Below are 17,461 nucleotides of genomic sequence, written 5' to 3' on the forward strand. Positions count from 1 at the left end.
TTACGCACCGCTGCCAGAAGAGAAGTGCTCCCACTGCTGGTACAGCTGTGTTCTCGCTTCTGTTATGCCGGGATGAAACTGAATCAGCGCATGTTTCCGTGCAAAATGAACCCCACGGATCGCTTCCTGTAGCCGTTGTTCCCCGCCTGCTACGCCAAGTCCAGCGGCATGGATCATAGAAGCGGCTGCTAATCGCCCTTGAGCCATGGCGACCAGCCCGCTTTCGATACCGGTAATATTGCCGGCAACGTACAGCCCTTTGAGCGAGGTTTCCATTCGCTCACCATGTAGTGGAACATGCCCGCCCAGTTCAGGGCTGTACACGAATTTGCATCCAGCTACCGCCGCCAGCTCGGCGAGCGGATACAAACCGCCGCTCAGCGCCACAAAGTCGGCGGGTTCGACGCGCTCGCTGCCGGCAATCGGCGAGCCATCTGGTCTTACATGGACCAGGGTCACGGATTCGACCCGGTCTTGCCCGTTGACGGACTTCACTGCTGTCCGCAAACGGATCGGGATATCCCACAGACGGAAACCTCTGTGGGGATAGCAGCGCGCGATGAGCTTCTCCATCCGCATCGTCGCTGCCAGCTTGCCGCCGGCGCGCATCCAGGCGGCCGGGGCCAGCCCCGACAGCTGAAGCAGCAGCTTCGCGGAGGCTGTCGGATCTGCTGCTGCACCAGCCAGCGGACCCGCGCACGGCAGTGTAATCGCCGCCACCTTCACCCCGGCGACGGACAGCTCGCGGGCAATCGCCATAGACAATACGTTCATTCCTACGATGATGCCGCGCTCTCCTGGTTTGACGTAATGAACGTTAGTCAGCACCTGCGCAGCCCCGATGGACATTACACCCGGCAGCGTCCAGCCATCCAGCGGAACAGGAATCTCAGCAGCTCCGGTCGCCAGCAATACGTACTCAGCAGTGAACAATCCATAGGAAGTGGATATTTCCCACGTAGTCGTATATTCCATACCATGTACGGACACGCCACAGCGAATGTCCACCCCAAGCTCCTCGCAACGGGTAATCAGCTCATCTGAAACATGCTTTCCGATCCACCAGCCTTGACTGCCTTCCTCATGATATTGCCCGGGCATACGTCCACCCGGCTCAGTAAACTCATCCAGTACCGTGACTGGCAATCCTTGTTCAGCAGCCGATGCCGCTGCGGATAGTCCTGCCGGACCTGCGCCAATGACGATGAGATGTGCCATTTTATTCATGTCACAATTCTCCCTGTGATTTCATTCGAAAGCTGCCGTCCGGTTTCCACCACCATACCTTCTTCCAGCTTGGTCAGGCAGGAACGAACCGTACCGAACGGATGAACCGTCAGACGGCATTCGTTACAATGCCCAATGGCGCAGTATACGCCCCTGGCTGTACCGGATTCCTCATGCCTTCTCAGCAAACGGACACCGCTGGCGAGGAGCGCTGCCGCTAGCGGTTCTCCAGCCAATCCCTGCATGGGACGACCATCAAACATGAAAGATACCTGCCGCCGCTCTGGCTTGGGTCCCAAAATCGGATGATTTACGATACGTGCACGGCTCATGGGGAACCTCCTTCTGCCAGCTGACCGAACGTTACGGGACGCACCGGAGGCCTTTGTGATAACAGCTCTGCCTCCCGGCGGGCGGCAGGAACCTGATTGTAAAACCATGACTCCACCAATTGTCGGCATACCCTGCCCTGGCATGCCCCCATGGTCACCCGTGTAACCATTTTAAGCTGACGCACGGTGTCCACGCCCATGCGGCAGGCCTGCTCCATCTGTGCAATACTCACTTCTTCACATCGACACACAAGCACATGACCTGACGCGCCAAACGTTTTTGATTGCACATCCGGAGATTCAGCATACTGATTTTCTGCGTATTGATTTTCTGCATACTGGGTCTCTTCCCCCTGCACTTCCGTCCCAACCGTTTCACTTTGTCCCGTCGTGCGTTTACGCATAGCTGATAGCACAGGTTTTAATCACTGAATAAAAATCCAGCGCCGCCTGACCCTGTTCCCGGGTATGTGAGCTTGACTGCTTCAGACCACCAAACGGAGCCTGATATTCAACACCTGCCGTCTCCTGATTGACTCGTACCATTCCCACATCCGCTTCATCCAGAAATCGATGAGCAAGCCGCAAATCGCGGGTGAACAGGGAAGCGCTTAGCCCGTAAATAGAATCATTGCACAGCCGAATCGCATCCTCGAAGTCGCCCGCCTGCATGACACTGGTGACTGGGCCAAAAACCTCCTCTTGAATCAAAGGGTGGGACGAATCTAGTCCAGTCGTCAACAATGGACGCACATAATAACCGTTATCTGTCCCGGCGACTGCTCCACCTTCCGCCAAAATGTCGGCTTCCCGGCGGGCCAGCGATACATAAGACATGACCTTCTCGTACTGACTCTTCGATGCCACAGGTCCAAGATAAGCACCGGGGTCGAGCGCTGGGGCGACCTGGATTTTTTCTACCGCTTGGCATAACGCTTCCGTGAACGTCTCATAGACAGACCGTTCCACAATCACTCGGCTGGTGGCTGTGCATTTTTGCCCAGCTGACCGAAAGGCACCGCTGACAATCATCGCCACTGCCTGCGACACATCTGCGTCCTTCAGCACCACAGCGGCATTTTTACCGCCCATCTCGGTCTGGTATTTAATATTCCGACGTGCGCACCGTTCGGCAATGCCCAAACCTGTAGCGGTAGAACCCGTGAAGCTGACCGCCTCCAGCGCTGGATGCTCCAGCAAGGCATCGCCTATACGATTCCCCTGCCCAATGGCGAGATTCAATACGCCAGGCGGAAGCTGCACCGCCTCGAATAGCTCAGCAATCCGTACTGCGGTTAATGAAGCATGTTCAGCAGGCTTCCAAATGACCGTATTACCGCACAAGAGTGCAGGGGCTATTTTCCACAGCGGAATCGCTACCGGGAAATTCCACGGCGTTATGACAGCCGTTACGCCCAGCGGAATGCGCTTTGTGTATTGGAGCACTCCCGACTCATTCGAAGGAATAACTGTACCGATGGAACGTACACCCTCTGCCGCATAGTATCGGAGCAGGTGGACACCTCGCATCACCTCTCCGCGCATCTCGGTAATTGGCTTGCCCATTTCCCGGCTGGCCAGCTCAGCCAGTTCAGGTACGGCTGTCTCCAGTAATCCGGCTGCTTTGAACAAATAAGCTCCCCGTGCTGCCGGACTTAATGCTGCCCATCCTGCTTGCGCCAGTCGTGCGGCTTCCCCGGCCTGTGTAATATCGTCCTTACCGGAAAAGTGGACAACTCCCACCTCTTCCTTTAAAGCCGAAGGATTACGAACCACCATTGCGTCGCCGGAAGGACTTAGCCACTCACCGCCAATCCAATTTCGGCTCTCCATCGTCTTCACCCCCATTCAAGATGAAACCCCGCTCGGACCAACCGCCACCTCAAAAGCTTCGCGAATACAGTCATAATCCGCCTGCGGCAACGCAAGTCTGGGTGGACGTGTTGGGCCGACCGGAAATCCAGCCAGCTCCATCATATATTTGATGGACTGCACCAATTGCGGACTGGCATCATAGTGGAACAGCGGCAATAGCCTGCGGTACAAGGCGGACGCTTCCGCCACATTTCCCGCCTGCGCAAGCCGGAACAGCTCTACTCCTTCTTTCGGTAACGCATTAGGTACCCCCGAAATCCAACCTGTCGCGCCGAACAATGCTCCCTCCATCGCCAGATTATCTACTCCGACCATGACCTCCAGCTCTGTCTGGTCCAAAATAGCGTGAATACGCCGTACATCACCGGAAAATTCCTTGACTGCTACGATATTTTCAATTCGCGACAAGTCTGCAAGAATATCTGGAGTCAAGTCAACCTTGTAATCATGGGGGTTGTTATACGCAATAATCGGCAACCCCACCTTCGACAATGCTTCATAATGAGCCGTTACCTCATGGGGCAGTGGATTGTAATTAATGGGCGGCAGCGCCATGACACCCGCTGCTCCGGCATCCTTGGCATGCTGTACCCAATGCACCGCCTGTTTAGTGGATGGAGCGGCCGAGCCGACTACAACAGGAACACGTCCCGCCGCAGCGTCAATGACTCTATGCACCACCTGCGACCGTTCCTCTGGCGATAAAGCAGCATACTCTCCCAGCGAGCCTGTAGGTACCAGGCCGCTAATGCCGCTTGCAATCAGATAATCGCACAGCTCGGTCAGACGCTTGTAGTCGACCTCCAGCTCTGCCGTGAACGGTGTAACCAAGGCCACATACACACCTTCAAAACGTGCCATATGCTCACCTACCCTTTCCCAGTTTTATTTTCTTATTTAATTGCAAAATGCTCATATCAGCAAAAATCCTTCTCTCAGCGGGTCCTCAGGGTCCAGCACAAATTGATGATGTCCCGTCACCCATGCCGAACCTGTAATTTGCGGAATCACTGCCGGGTAAGGACCTACCTGCGTCTCGCCCATAATTTCAGCCCGAAACATGGAGCCTGTGATGCTTTCATGCACAAACACCTCATGCAAGCCCAGCTTTCCCTTGGCATGCAGCACCGCTACCTTAGCCGAGGTTCCTGTACCACAGGGAGAGCGGTCGATACCCCCTGGCGGAATGACGACAACATTGCGACAATCAGCCTGCGAGGCTACGGGTTCCCCGTAAAATTCAATATGCGTCAATCCTTGAATAACCGGATTTTCAGGATGTACTACCTCAACAACTGCATTCACTGCCTCCCGAATCTGTACCGCTGTTCGTACAATTTTTGCTCCATTGCTCTGATCCAGTACAAGACCGATAGAAGCCGCCTCTATAATGCCGTAAAAGTTGCCTCCATAGGCAATATCAAGGGTAACTCGACCGATGCCCTCTACCTGAACCTTCACCTCACGGCGGTACACAAAGGAAGGGATGTTTGTGAACGTTACTTGTCTCACCTTACCCCCATCTACATCCAGCCGTGCTTGAACCGGGCCTGCCGGAGTGTCCAGCAATATAGATTTTTTATCCGCAGCAATTAGTCCGCCTTCCACTAGTGCCGTGCATACGCCAATCGTATCGTGACCACACATTGGCAAATAGCCGCCTGTTTCTATAAAGACCACACCAATATCTGCATCTGGATGACAAGGTTCTGTTAAAATGCAGCCTGACATCACCTCATGACCACGCGGCTCGAACATCAGCAGACGGCGAAAATCATCATGATGCGTTGCCATATAAGTCATCTTTTCCAGCATCGTATGACCTACCAGTTTAGGCGCACCGTGGATGACTGTCCGCGTCGGATTGCCTCCCGTATGAGTATCAATCGTAGTAATTCTGCCCGCTACGCTCATCCTGTTACCTCCCCATGAACCTCGTGGCTGGTAAAAGCCTCTCCAAATCGGTCATAACGCAGCGGCTCTACCGGAATACAAGTGGGTTCGCCGCGTACCATCTCGGTCACCAGCTTCCCCGTAACCGCCGCAAGACTAATACCATCTCCTTCATGGCCTGAAGCGATGAATAGCCCCGGCACTGCATCCACTGCGGATACGATGGGCAAATGATCAGGGGTCCATGGACGCAAACCGGTATACGCCCTCATCAGCGGTACATTTGCCAAAGCAGGAAAAAAGCGAATGGCTCTGCGAGCGATTAAGCGAATCACCTGTTGATCGACACCTGTATCCATACCGACAAACTGACGGCTGCTGCCAATCAGAACGTTCTGTGATGCGGTGGGCTCGAATACCAGCGCTATACCGTATTTTTCATAAACCTCATCTACACTCCGCTGACCTCCGAACTTGCTCATCAGATAACCGAACTCCATCATCTTGCGGTTTCCGATTGAAGGCATTCGGGCAGACACCAGTATATGTCCTTTGCGCGGTATAATCGGAAGGTCTAAACCTAGCAAATGACCGATGCTGCGTGTCCATACACCTGCGGCCAACACTACTGCATCAGCATGGATCACACCATTAGGCGTCTCCACTCCGCAGGCGTTCCCCCTTTCGTCCTTGAGAACCGACCGTATCGGCATGCGCGGTAATAATCTGGCTCCCCTCCGACGCGCGGCCCTGGCCAGTGCATACGTCATCTGCACCGGATTCACGGTAGAATCTGTCGCACACTCCAGCCCACCCGGTAAATCTTTGGCCAAATGCGGCCATTCCTCTCGCAAATCCTGCTGATCCAACATGCGAAACGGAAGCCCTTCCTGCTGCTGGCGGGTGACCCATTGCTCTGCGGCCTGCATCTCCTGGTCATTTTCACAGACTAGAATACTTCCAGGCGCACGATACTCGAATTCATCTTCCAGTTCCATAGCCAACTCTGCCACCAGCTTCTGCGATAGCAGTGACATCCGACTGTCAAACCCAGGCTCTTTGTCGATTGCCAGTATATTTCCGTCACAACGGGAAGAAGTGCCTCCAGCAATTTCCCCTCGTTCAGCCAGCACGACCTTCATACCAGATTTAGCCGCATAATAAGCGATGGCTGTACCGATGATTCCGCCGCCTACAATGACCAGATCCGCCGCATCGTGTTTCATTCGTTTCCCCTCCCTTCAACCATTTCAATCAGAATGCAAAAACAGTCAGATGGCTTGCCCCTAATGTCAGCCGCGTATAGGGGCACTCATTACAGCTTGAGCATAAAACTTTGTGTCACAGGCTTGCTCAGCTCGTCATAATCCCGCAGCTGTATGGTGAACGTATACGTCTTGTTGGCTGCTCCGCTGTCTGCTTTTCCGCTAATCGTTCCTGTAAAGCGGTCCAGTGTGAAGCCTGCGGGCAGTTGACCGCCTGTCACCGTCCAATCGTAAAAAGGTACGCCTCCCTTGGCTTCCAGCTTGGCTGTGTACGTTTTCCCTTTGACGGGTGCTGGCAGTTTCTTCGTCAAGATTTCTGGCGCGAGAAAAGGAGTGAGGTCCTTGCGCAGCGGCCAGCCTGCCTTTTCTGCTACGAGCAGCGAAAGCTTCGTGTTCATCCAGCGCCGGGTCGGGAACAGATGGCGCCAGCCTCCATTTTGTCCGCTCAATCTATCGACTTCTGCAAGCTCTCCGGAGAGATGATAGCTGTCGTCCAATGCAGCCGGTCTGTGCTGATAAGCCATAATATCCGGGTCATTGCCAGCGGCTTCCTTCAGCGCCTTGACGCCTGGGAACGTGTCACTGAACACAATTGCATGACCGAATTCGTGCATGATCAGCCCATGCACATCCGTCACCTTGGACAGATCGGATTGATACCATTCTTCATCGTCCACCGATGTAAATGGAATGGCATCATCATAGAAATCCAGAATCAGACTATAGGAACGGTTTAAGTTCCCCGGAACGGTCACACCGTTACGTGTATGGTAATGACCGTTAGCTGCCGGAAAGCCCGTAGAATACGGCCCGTTCAGGCCTCTCATAAATACCCACATGCCTTTGTAGGGTTTATCATTCGTCACCTGTATTTCATTTTGCCAATCATCTCCTGGCAGATGGTTTACTTCCGCGTTGGCAGGAACCTCATCAAACGGCTCCAGATCAAAGAAATAGAACCAGTCCTTCACCGCCAGCTCTGCGGCTTTTTTGGTAGCTGCATCATTGAAATAAGGCCTGATCGTATCGAATCTGTAGTCAAAATGGAGGGGGATTGTGGGTTCTTCATTATCGTCCTGATCCAGCACACGAATCGGAATGGACTGAGTGGTCGTGTGACCATCATTTCCGGCAACGGACATGGACAGTGTATAGTTCTCTGTTTCACCGTTTCCTCCAATCCGATCAGGATGGATGGCCAGCCGGAAATCCTTTTCCTCCTGCGCATTGGCAAAGGTCAGCGTTTTGCTTGCTCCTTGGGCCGACAACGTACTTGGCAAATCCATCATCAGCCGGGACGTGCCTTGCGCTTTTAACGTAACGGTTAACGGAAAAGCGGCATTTGCAGGCGGCTTCACTTTTAGCTTCACATAGGGGTTTGCCAGATACCCTTGCCAATCGACCAGATCTATACCATAATCGTTCACCGTCCGGCTAAAGATGTCGATGACTTTTACATCCGACTCTGCCTCGGCATAAGCCTGTTGCCCCGGAAGAGCTGGCGTCAAAGCCACAATGAGAGAAGTTGCTAGTGTGGTCAGCCATACTTTGGTTTTCCTTTTATGCGTGTTCATTTGATCCCTCCATATCGTTTTGGGTTGACTTGCAAACTATCGATAGTTTTATAACAAAAGCAGCTCCTTGGGCGAGGAAGTCAGCACCTGGGCACCGTCATCTGTGATCAGTACATCGTCCTCAATCCGAACTCCGCCGAAACCCGGAATATAAATGCCCGGTTCCACGGTAATCACATGTCCCGGTACAAGCACAGATTGGCTCTCACGGGACAGCCGCACCTGCTCATGAATCTCCAAGCCAAAGCCGTGGCCCAATCCGTGACCAAACTGCTCTCCATAGCCATAGGAGGCAATCACATTCCGTCCCAGACGGTCTCCCTCCCGACCGCTCATGCCAGGCCGAAGTCCTGCAATCGTCGTCATATTTGCTTCCAGCACAATAGCATACAATTCCTCATGACGTTCTGACGGATTGCCGACAAATACGGTACGCGTAATATCAGACAGATAACCGCACACATTGGCACCAAAATCCATCGTGACAAACTCGTTCTGACCAATTTCCTTGTCGCTGGCCAATCCATGGGGCAGTGCCGAGCGTTCACCTGAAGCGACAATGAACGCAAAACCGCCTGATTCCGCGCCTGCGAGCCGGAGCTGATATTCCAGTTCCGCCGCAATCCGCCGCTCTGTAACTCCAGGCTGAATATAATTCAGCACTTCCGTAAAGGCAGCATCGGTAATGCGCGCAGCTTCACGGATGGTGCGAATCTCTTCCTCGTCCTTCACATCACGCAGCCGTTCAATTACATCCTCCGTTTGCACGTACTCCAACGAGCCTATTGCGGCTTGAAGCTGTCCCGACTGTTGAAGTGAGACATGCCGGCTCTCCAACCCCAGTCTACGAACACCCAATTTACTTGTGAGATCAGCGATGGTCTGGAAGATTTGTGCCTCATGCCGAATAACTGAATATTCTGCTGCTTGATCTGTTGCCTGCAACATATAGCGGAAATCCGTCACCAAAAAAGCCTCTTCCTGCGTAACGAGCGCAATTCCGGCTGAGCCTGTAAATCCGGTCATATATCGTCGGTTGGGACCATGTGTAATAAGCAGTGCATCTATCCCTAGAGCCGGGAATTCCGAGCGTAACTGAGCCAGTCTGCCCGGAACACCCTGTAACCGTTTTGCTGAACCGTTGGGTTTATCCAAAGCTACATCAGCCTCCTTTTAGCCTTTAATTCCTGTCAGTGTGATGCCTTCAATAAAATAGCGTTGTCCGATAAAAAATATCAGGACGATCGGAGCCAAAATCGTGCTGGATGCTGCCATCAAGTAAGGCCAATTGGTATTGTTCAATCCCCGAAAAGTCGCCAGCCCCAGCGCCAGTGTAAAATGCTTTTCGTCACTCAAATAAATAATCGGGCCCAAAAAATCGTTCCACGCATCAATAAATGTAAATATCCCGATCACGATCAATGCAGGCGAAGATAAGGGAACAATGACGCGCCATAATACAGTTAGCGGTGTACCTCCATCCATATAAGCTGCTTCGTCCAGATCGCGCGGAATCGTCAGCATGAATTGTCGCATCAGAAAGATGTTAAATGCCCCTCCACCAAACCATGCAGGAACAATCAGCGGCAGAAATGTATTCAGCCCACCCAGCTCACGCCACATAACAAAAGTAGGTATGAGCGTCACCGCATAAGGCAACATCATCGACCCGATCAGCAGGGAAAAAATCAGATTGCGGCCAGGCCAGCGCAGACGGGCAAAAGTAAAGGCCGATACAATCGAGGTCAGCATCACTCCTGCCAGTACACACACCTCAATGAGGAACGTATTCAGAAAATACCTGCCGAACGGTACCGAAGTCAGCGCTTCCGGGTAATTGCTCCATTGAAAAGGAGAGGGTATCCACTCTGGAGGGAACACGAAAATTTGCGATGTCCCCATCAAAGAGCTGCGAATGAGCCATACGAATGGCAACAGCATTAAAACACTGCCCATAATTAAAACGATATACAGCACGATACGGCTGATTTGGAATGGTTTGGAACGGGTGGCGGTAGCAGGACTTCGGGAGCGTTCAGGCTGTGGAAGTGGATGTTGCGGTGTATCTGAAGGTTTGACAGAAGAAGTGACCTGATTCATGAACGTTCCCCCCCTTCATAGTGAACCCACTTTTTGGACGTGGAGAAAATCAGAACAGTTAGAACCATAATGACGAAAAATAAAATCCAGGCCAGCGCTGAGGCGTAACCGATTTTAGTCTCCGTAAAGGCTGTTCGCCACAAGTAGAATACATAGAACAGCGTTGAATTGTTAGGTCCCCCGTTGGTCATGACATACGCCTGATTGAATGCCTGAAAGGTGCTGATTAAAGACATGACAAGATTGAAGAAGATGGTTGGTGTCATCGAAGGAATCGTAATATGAAAAAATTTATGCAGCCTATTGCCGCCGTCTACCTCAGCTGCTTCATACAGATGGGTGGGCACCGACTGAAGTCCTGCCAAAAAGATAATGACCGTGTTCCCGATTCCCCAAGTACTCATCATAATCAGCGAGGGGATCGCAGTCTTCTCGTCATAAATCCATTTGCTCCCCGGTAGTCCAACGCTCTCCAGCAGGGAATTCAACAGACCAAAATCCGGATTGAACATCCACAGCCACAGCATCGTGTTGGCAATACTCGGCACAATGGTAGGTAAATAATAAATCGTGCGAAACACCGATAAACCTTTTACCTTTTGATTTAATAACAACGCAATGATAAAAGCCGCCGCCAAGCCCAGAGGTACGCTGCCCAGTGCATAATACGTGGTCACAAACATGGACTGGGAAAAGGTAGTATCCTTGGTCAAAATGGTTCGGTAATTATCTAATCCAATAAAGGTCATCTGTCCGCCAATTGTCCAATCGGTTAAGCTGAATACGAACGAGGCCACGATCGGTCCAATCGTAAATATCATTAATCCCAGGATGGCAGGTAGCGCGAATAGCAGACCCCAGTTTCGCTCCATGCGCATCATTCCTGATTTTGGTCGCTTCATGGGCTGTTCTCCTTTCGCAGCTGTCCTGCCGCATTATTCATCCGGGTATACTCCTTGAAGCAGTGGCTGAATAATGGGTTCCAGTTCATCCAGCGCCTGCTGCGGTGTCTTCTTGTTCGTCCAGATCAGATCCAGCCCTGGGGTCAGCTTGGAACCAATATCAGGCCAGTTACGCAGGGTAGAAGTTGACGGCTTGATTGCATAATCTCTGGCATACTTGATGCCAGCCTGCTGAAATTCCGGTGGATGTGCGGCATTATTCGTCCACGACTGGATAGCCTGCTCGTCGGTATAATATTTCTCTTCGATAGGCATCCACAGACCGGACTTGAACAGATCCACCTTTTCGGGATCGTTATGGTACAAATAAAATTCGAGCGCTTCTTTCGGGTGCTTGGTGCTCTGGAAAATGACTGTGGCCCCCGCAACGATCATCGTTTTGGGCTCTTTAAGCTTTGGTAAAACGCCAATACTCCATTGCAGCTGCTTGTTGTTTGAAAAATCGAGCAGAGACCATGTTCCGTCTACCACCATTGCAACCTTTCTCGTCTGGAGCCGAATCGTATTGGACGGCATGTCCTGCTGCTGGATCAAATCAGGAGAAACATGCTCCTTGAAAACTAAATCCTGCAGCTTCTGGAATACCTCCACCGACTCAGGACGGTTCAGGGTGTACTTCTTGCCTGTTTTGTCGGTTAAACCTCCGCCATTGCTCGCTAAGAGCGGCCCCCATGAACTGCGGTCGTTGCCGAAGGCAAAGCCGTATTGCACAATATTTTTTGGATCAAATCCGCTGTCTCCCGGATGCTTGCCGTTCTGATCCTTGGTTAGCTTTTTGGCAATCTCCAGAAATTCATCCCATGTCCACGCTTTTTCAGGATCAGCCGGAGGAACGGGTACCCCTGCTTCTGTAAACAACTCCTTGTTGTAAAATAGCTGCATCACTTCCAAGGCAGTGTAATTACCGATAGACTTGCCGGGTTCGCTGTAAAGATAGGAGGATTTGAGCTTGTTTTTTAATTCGGGATATTCGTCATAATAGGAGGATAAATCTAGGAGTCTGCCTTCACTTGCCCATTTCATCGTGAGCGAATCGCCCAGGTAGGCGATATCAGGAAGCTGATTGGCAGCCATTAACGTGTTAATTTTCGTAGTGTAGTCACCAGGGACATGCTCGCCCTTCACCCGAATGTTCGGATGGGATGCATTAAAGCTTTGAATCATCTTTTCCATCGCTTGCTTCTCGTCATTGCTCCCCCAGTACATAAACTTGAGTTCGACCGCATTGGGATTAGCCGGTTCGCCAGCGTTACCACTGCAAGCCGTCAGCCCTGTCAGCATCGCCGTCATCACCAGAGCCATCCATGTCCGTAACCTTCGTTTCCGCAAATCAACCGGCCCCTTCCTGAACTGGTTTCTCCTTACAAGCCTATTATGCGCCGAGAGCCCGTAGCCGACCACCTAACGACTCCAGACTCTCTTTGTTTTGGTATGATTTTTTTAACAGCGCGTTTACAAAAATGTTTTTCGGAATTCTGTTGGCGTTAATCCGGTATGCTTTTTAAAGGCAATGCTAAAATAGTTCGTATCTGCGAAGCCCACGGCTTCCGCTACCTCCGCTACCTTGCGATTCGGGTCCAACAGCAGTTCTCGGGCTCGCTCAAAGCGCACACGCGTCTGGTAGTCAGCGAAGCTTTCACCTGTAACCTGCTTAAAACGGGCACTCAAATATTTGGGACTCATGTTCATGTACTCTGCAAGACGGTTCAATCCGCCATCCTCCTGAAGGTGCTCACGAATCCATTCTTTGGCGCGTTGGAATTTGCGCGGAATCCCCTTCTCGCGCGATTCCCGGACTTGGCGCCCCACCCGGACAAAATAGCGCGACACGTAATCAATCATCTCAGGCCCGTGCCGCAATCGGGACAGTTCCAATAATGGGTCCTGCTCCTGTATGGATGTTTGTCCTTCGAATGCATCGCTCTGAACGATGCGCATAACGAACAGGACGAGCTGAGTGACGATCATTTTCACCTGATTGACAGGCAAGCCCGCTAATTGTCCAGACCATTCCTGCAAAATCGCATGTACGGCAGCATCATTGCCTGCTCGAATTTCCGTAATCATGAGCAGTTCCTTCTCCAGTAATTGACTGCTGTTCGGCTCGGCCGCCTGAATACTCTCATAGGGGATGATCTGGCTATAGCCCACCCACCCCCGATGCTCCGCCGCTTGCACAGCTTGCTCATAAGCTTCGGAAAGTTGCTCCATCCGTTGTACGGGACGGCTAATCCCGATGGACATCCCCTGGCTCAATCGTTCCTGCACCGCCTGACGAATCTGCTGTGCCGTCCGCTCCGCCGCCCTGCAAGATGCCGTCGCCAGCAGCACAACACGCCGATCGCGGGAAACCGCTGTACTGTGCGCCTTCGCCCCGGCTGCTACCGCAGCCTCTTCCGCCAGTCCGGCGAATACATGGCTGCTTCCATACATGGAACCGTGTGGTGTATTGCTAGTAGCGGCTGTCTCCTGCTGCGGCGCCTCCTCTAGCTCGCAACACAGCACAGTATAAGGCGGCCCACTCGCCTCGATGGAAAATCCTAGCCCGTCCATCTCCTGAATGACCTCGGCTGCTGGGCGTCGCTGCTGGAGCAGATCCAGCAGCAAGTGCTCCCTGTACAATGGCTCCAATGAACGGTGACGGTGAATAGCTTCCTCCTCGCTTCTTCGCCATTGCGCAATGCGATCCTCAGCCCGTCTCAGAGCCGCTTCAAAATCCTCGCTTGTCACCGGCTTGAGCAAATAATCAACCGCTTGAAGCGAAACCGCCTGACGTATATACGTCATAGATTCGTACCCTGTCAGGAATAATAATGGGGTCTGTTGATCCTTTTCCCGAATGGTTTTTGCTATGTCCAGCCCACTCATATCCGGTAAATTAATATCCAGTAAAATGATGTCCGGTCGCCGCTCCATATACAAACGTAATGCCGTTGCGCCGTCCCCCGCCACATCACTGACTTCCACTGACAGGTCACTTTCCGCCACCATCAGCCTCAGTCCTTCCCGAATATGATATTCATCGTCCACAATCAGCAGCCGGTACATGCCATCCTCCCCTTTCTTATTCGGTTCGAATGGGTGCCAGTAAGGTAACCGAGGTGTACTGACCCAGCTCGGTTGTCACAGACAGACCATATTGGGGACCATAATGTCGAAGACGTTCATGCACATTACGCAGTCCAAAGCCAATCGCACTCCCCCGCTCGGCATCTAGCGACTTCCGAATATCGTCCAGACGCTCGGCTCCAATACCGCCCCCATCATCACTGACCGTTAAACGCAAAGCATCGCCTTCCCTAGCACCGGATAACATAATATAGCCGCGGTCGGTACGACCTTTTAAACCGTGGTAAATAGCATTTTCAACGAGTGGCTGGAGAATCAGCTTGGGTACGTAAAACCCGCAAATATCCTCCTCGACTTCGCAAATCCATTCGAACGAATCTCGAAACCTGAACTGCTGTACCTTCACATAGGCGCTTACATGCTCGACTTCCTGTCCCAAACTGATTTGCTCTCGGCCATAACTTAGCGAAATACGAAAGCATTTACCGAAGGCACCGATTACCTCTGCCATATCCCGTTGCCCATTCGCCAATGCCATTCCCTTCAGTGACTCCAGCGTGTTGTACAAAAAATGCGGATTAATCTGCGCCTGAAGCGCGCGAAACTCGGCCTGCTTGCGCGACAGCAACGCTTCGTAAACCTGCCCGTACAGCTCATGATTTTTTTGCATCATATGAAGAAATCGCTCCCCGATCTGCCCCACCTCATCCTTAGGGTTAAACACAACGGAAGCAGGAGCTTCAAAAGTTTGGGCTGAGGCTGTGGTGGTCACACTCCCATCCACCGCCATTAATCGGCTCAATTGAAGCAGGGGGCGGCGAATCGTATCACTCAGCCGATAAGACAGCATCCAGCCCAACACCAGTGCAATCAAAAAGGTCCAGATGGTCCAGGCCCCGATTTGCCGCGCATCCTCGAATAACACGGACTGATCGACTTTTTGCAGGAGCGTCCATTGTCCCTCATTTAACGGGCCATAGGAAATCATCGTCTGGCGGCCGTTCCATGTTCTCCAGTCCTTCGTAAGCACGGGTCTATCTACAGCAGATTGGGCGATTTGTCGCAATAGCGATGGGTCCGCAGCACTCTGCTCCGGCAATCGGTATACAGGCTCGCCCTCCTGATCCAGCACCCACATCTGGGTATTGCTATCTGTTTCATGAAAAGCAAGCCCCCGAAACAGACTGGCCTTATCGATTTCTAACAGCAAAAATCCAAGCGGCTCATAGTCTCCAGTCGTTTTTCGCAGCAGCTTCCCGACGTATATACGATCCTCCGCCATCCCGCGTCCTGATTTAAACGGCGGATGAGCCATCCACATCATAGGTCGCTCAGCGAGCAGACGGCGGTAGTACACACGTGCTTCCTCTAATGTAGGAAGGCCGCCAAAACGGACCGAAACATTCCCTTGATAGAGTGAATGCTTGAGTCCGCCATTGGCGGCATAGATGAGGGAGGACGTGATATACGGCTTGGTCTGGGTTTGCGTACGGACGACCATGCTGAGTGTTTCGTCGTTCCGTAAGTATTCATAATCATCTTCCGGCTTGGTCTCCAGTGTGGACTGCACATCAGGATTGCTGAGAATGGCATTGGTTAGATCATTCAGATCGGAGAGTGTCGCATTAACATAATTCTCGCTCATTTGCCGGGACTGCATTGCTAGCGCTTCCGACTTCTCACCAAGAGAATGGGCCGCGATCCGGTAAAAGGTAAAGGTCAGCACTACCATCGGAATGACGGTCAGCACCAGCGTCAATACGATAAATTTCCCACGGATCGTAGGAATCCCGGCGAACTTTTGACGCCCCCTGCCCCCCATTCATCTGCCTCCCCTACACATAAGCTGGAAGCCACGTCCCGTGCGCTGCAATCAGGTCGTCGCACAGAGAAACGATATCATCCATGGATAACTCTGCCGAGGTGTGCGGGTCCAGCATAGCGGCGTGGTAAATGTGTTCTTTTTTTCCCGTCATTGCAGCTTCAATCGTTAACAGCTGGGTATTAATATTCGTCCGGTTCAGTGCAGCACATTGAGGCGGCAAATCCCCGACAAAGGTCGGTGTAACCCCATTACGATTGACTAGACAAGGTACCTCTACACAGGCTTCCTTCGGCAGATTGGTAATCAAACCTGTATTCATCACATTCCCGCCAATGGCAAAGGGCTGATTGGTTTCGATTGCCTCAAATATATAAGAAGCATATTCATTCGACCGTTCATGGCGCAGATCCTGATCGCCCAAAAGTTCCTCACGCATTGTCTCCCAGCGTTCAATCTGGCTCACGCAGCGGCGCGGGTATTCATCCAAGGGAATATTGAAGCGTTCAATTAGCTCAGGATATGCCCGTTTGATAAAATACGGATGATACTCTGCATTATGCTCGGACGATTCCGTAATGTAATAGCCGAATTTCAGCATCATTTCAAAGCGTACCATATCATGATGCTTTTCCCGCTGCTTGGCGACAGCCCGTTTTTTAATCTCAGGATACAAATCCACCCCATCCTTGCTCACTTCGAGCAGCCACGCCATATGATTGATGCCTGCGATCTTTGCCTTTACACCTTCCTGCTCCAAGCCGAGGCTTTTGAACAACTCGGGTATACACGCCTGTACGCTATGACACAGCCCTACTGTACGGACACCACCGTGTACGTTCATCACGTTCGTCAACACAGCCATCGGATTGGTATAGTTGAGAAACAGTGCACCCGGGCACACCTCGCGCACGTCTGCCGCAAAATCGAGCATCACCGGAATCGTTCTTAAATTGCGGAAAATACCGCCAATACCAACCGTATCAGCAATCGTTTGGCGCAGTCCGTATTTTTTGGGAATCTCAAAATCTGTAATCGTACACGGATCATAACCGCCCACCTGGATGGCATTTACTACATAGGCCGCTCCACGCAGTGCTTCCTTGCGGTCAGTGTAGGAGCGGATCACACAGGTACTCCCCGTTGTTTTTTTCAAATTGGATAAAATATTTTCCGAATCCTTCAGCCTAACAGGGTCAATATCGAACAACGCCAGTTCAAAGCCCTGCAAAGCAGGTGTCAACATACAATCGCCAAGCACATTTTTAGCAAACACCGTACTGCCTGCACCCAGAAATGTAATCTTGCTCATACTTTGTCCCCCATTCACATTTTGTTCGCA

The 17,461-nt window shown here is 51.9% G+C and carries 15 protein-coding genes; all 15 read right to left on the bottom strand.

The features are described from left to right. The gene (locus tag OIU26_RS09435) at positions 1–1,218 is read right to left on the bottom strand and encodes an FAD-dependent oxidoreductase (protein WP_264216782.1); all 1,218 of its coding nucleotides are present in this window, start codon (positions 1,216–1,218) and stop codon (positions 1–3) included. Positions 1,219–1,223: 5 nt separating this feature from the next. Next, positions 1,224–1,559, bottom strand: a complete 336-nt coding sequence (locus OIU26_RS09440) for a (2Fe-2S)-binding protein (RefSeq protein ID WP_017426336.1) — start codon at positions 1,557–1,559, stop codon at positions 1,224–1,226. Further along, the gene (locus OIU26_RS09445; RefSeq protein ID WP_238791357.1) at positions 1,556–1,975 is read right to left on the bottom strand and encodes a (2Fe-2S)-binding protein; all 420 of its coding nucleotides are present in this window, start codon (positions 1,973–1,975) and stop codon (positions 1,556–1,558) included. The genes OIU26_RS09440 and OIU26_RS09445 overlap by 4 nt, the downstream gene beginning before the upstream one ends. Further along, the gene (locus OIU26_RS09450) at positions 1,956–3,392 is read right to left on the bottom strand and encodes an aldehyde dehydrogenase family protein (protein WP_264216646.1); all 1,437 of its coding nucleotides are present in this window, start codon (positions 3,390–3,392) and stop codon (positions 1,956–1,958) included. Before OIU26_RS09450 ends, OIU26_RS09445 begins: the two co-directional genes overlap by 20 nt. 15 nt (positions 3,393–3,407) lie before the next feature. Next, the gene (locus tag OIU26_RS09455; RefSeq protein WP_264216647.1) at positions 3,408–4,295 is read right to left on the bottom strand and encodes a dihydrodipicolinate synthase family protein; all 888 of its coding nucleotides are present in this window, start codon (positions 4,293–4,295) and stop codon (positions 3,408–3,410) included. 51 nt (positions 4,296–4,346) lie between these two features. Then, positions 4,347–5,348 (bottom strand): proline racemase family protein, encoded by a 1,002-nt coding sequence (locus OIU26_RS09460; RefSeq protein WP_264216648.1) that lies wholly within the window; start codon positions 5,346–5,348, stop codon positions 4,347–4,349. After that, positions 5,345–6,553 (bottom strand): NAD(P)/FAD-dependent oxidoreductase, encoded by a 1,209-nt coding sequence (locus OIU26_RS09465; protein ID WP_264216649.1) that lies wholly within the window; start codon positions 6,551–6,553, stop codon positions 5,345–5,347. Before OIU26_RS09465 ends, OIU26_RS09460 begins: the two co-directional genes overlap by 4 nt. A gap of 89 nt (positions 6,554–6,642) precedes the next feature. Next, entirely contained in the window at positions 6,643–8,166 is a 1,524-nt protein-coding gene (locus tag OIU26_RS09470) for an Ig domain-containing protein (protein WP_264216650.1), read from the bottom strand. A gap of 48 nt (positions 8,167–8,214) precedes the next feature. Then, positions 8,215–9,321, bottom strand: coding sequence for a M24 family metallopeptidase (locus tag OIU26_RS09475; protein ID WP_165080248.1), 1,107 nt, complete (start codon positions 9,319–9,321; stop codon positions 8,215–8,217). An 18-nt stretch (positions 9,322–9,339) separates the two neighbouring features. Beyond that, positions 9,340–10,266 carry a carbohydrate ABC transporter permease gene (locus tag OIU26_RS09480; RefSeq protein WP_165080246.1) on the bottom strand — a complete coding sequence of 309 codons (927 nt, stop codon included), beginning with the start codon at positions 10,264–10,266 and terminating at the stop codon, positions 9,340–9,342. After that, a complete protein-coding gene (locus OIU26_RS09485) occupies positions 10,263–11,168 on the bottom strand; it encodes a carbohydrate ABC transporter permease (protein WP_129548783.1) in 906 nt (301 codons plus the stop codon). The genes OIU26_RS09480 and OIU26_RS09485 overlap by 4 nt, the downstream gene beginning before the upstream one ends. Before the next feature lie 33 nt (positions 11,169–11,201). Further along, positions 11,202–12,557 (bottom strand): ABC transporter substrate-binding protein, encoded by a 1,356-nt coding sequence (locus OIU26_RS09490; protein WP_264216651.1) that lies wholly within the window; start codon positions 12,555–12,557, stop codon positions 11,202–11,204. A 123-nt stretch (positions 12,558–12,680) separates the two neighbouring features. After that, positions 12,681–14,276, bottom strand: a complete 1,596-nt coding sequence (locus OIU26_RS09495; protein WP_264216652.1) for a response regulator — start codon at positions 14,274–14,276, stop codon at positions 12,681–12,683. A gap of 16 nt (positions 14,277–14,292) precedes the next feature. After that, a complete protein-coding gene (locus tag OIU26_RS09500) occupies positions 14,293–16,119 on the bottom strand; it encodes a cache domain-containing sensor histidine kinase (protein WP_165080240.1) in 1,827 nt (608 codons plus the stop codon). 13 nt (positions 16,120–16,132) lie between these two features. After that, the gene (locus tag OIU26_RS09505; protein WP_165080567.1) at positions 16,133–17,431 is read right to left on the bottom strand and encodes an alpha-glucosidase/alpha-galactosidase; all 1,299 of its coding nucleotides are present in this window, start codon (positions 17,429–17,431) and stop codon (positions 16,133–16,135) included. Between the last annotated feature and the right edge of the window lie 30 nt (positions 17,432–17,461).

This window comes from Paenibacillus sp. BT-177, from assembly GCF_025846815.2.
In the GTDB taxonomy this organism is placed as follows: domain Bacteria; phylum Bacillota; class Bacilli; order Paenibacillales; family Paenibacillaceae; genus Paenibacillus; species Paenibacillus polymyxa_C.

What these genes read in the sequence shown, in the direction of transcription:
- OIU26_RS09435 (WP_264216782.1), bottom strand. Translation starts at nt 1,218, where the DNA reads ATGGCACATCTCATCGTCATTGGCGCAGGTCCGGCAGGACTATCCGCA.
- OIU26_RS09440 (WP_017426336.1), bottom strand. Translation starts at nt 1,559, where the DNA reads ATGAGCCGTGCACGTATCGTAAATCATCCGATTTTGGGACCCAAGCCA.
- OIU26_RS09450 (WP_264216646.1), bottom strand. Translation starts at nt 3,392, where the DNA reads ATGGAGAGCCGAAATTGGATTGGCGGTGAGTGGCTAAGTCCTTCCGGC.
- OIU26_RS09455 (WP_264216647.1), bottom strand. Translation starts at nt 4,295, where the DNA reads ATGGCACGTTTTGAAGGTGTGTATGTGGCCTTGGTTACACCGTTCACG.
- OIU26_RS09460 (WP_264216648.1), bottom strand. Translation starts at nt 5,348, where the DNA reads ATGAGCGTAGCGGGCAGAATTACTACGATTGATACTCATACGGGAGGC.
- OIU26_RS09465 (WP_264216649.1), bottom strand. Translation starts at nt 6,553, where the DNA reads ATGAAACACGATGCGGCGGATCTGGTCATTGTAGGCGGCGGAATCATC.
- OIU26_RS09470 (WP_264216650.1), bottom strand. Translation starts at nt 8,166, where the DNA reads ATGAACACGCATAAAAGGAAAACCAAAGTATGGCTGACCACACTAGCA.
- OIU26_RS09480 (WP_165080246.1), bottom strand. Translation starts at nt 10,266, where the DNA reads ATGAATCAGGTCACTTCTTCTGTCAAACCTTCAGATACACCGCAACAT.
- OIU26_RS09485 (WP_129548783.1), bottom strand. Translation starts at nt 11,168, where the DNA reads ATGAAGCGACCAAAATCAGGAATGATGCGCATGGAGCGAAACTGGGGT.
- OIU26_RS09495 (WP_264216652.1), bottom strand. Translation starts at nt 14,276, where the DNA reads ATGTACCGGCTGCTGATTGTGGACGATGAATATCATATTCGGGAAGGA.
- OIU26_RS09500 (WP_165080240.1), bottom strand. Translation starts at nt 16,119, where the DNA reads ATGGGGGGCAGGGGGCGTCAAAAGTTCGCCGGGATTCCTACGATCCGT.
- OIU26_RS09505 (WP_165080567.1), bottom strand. Translation starts at nt 17,431, where the DNA reads ATGAGCAAGATTACATTTCTGGGTGCAGGCAGTACGGTGTTTGCTAAA.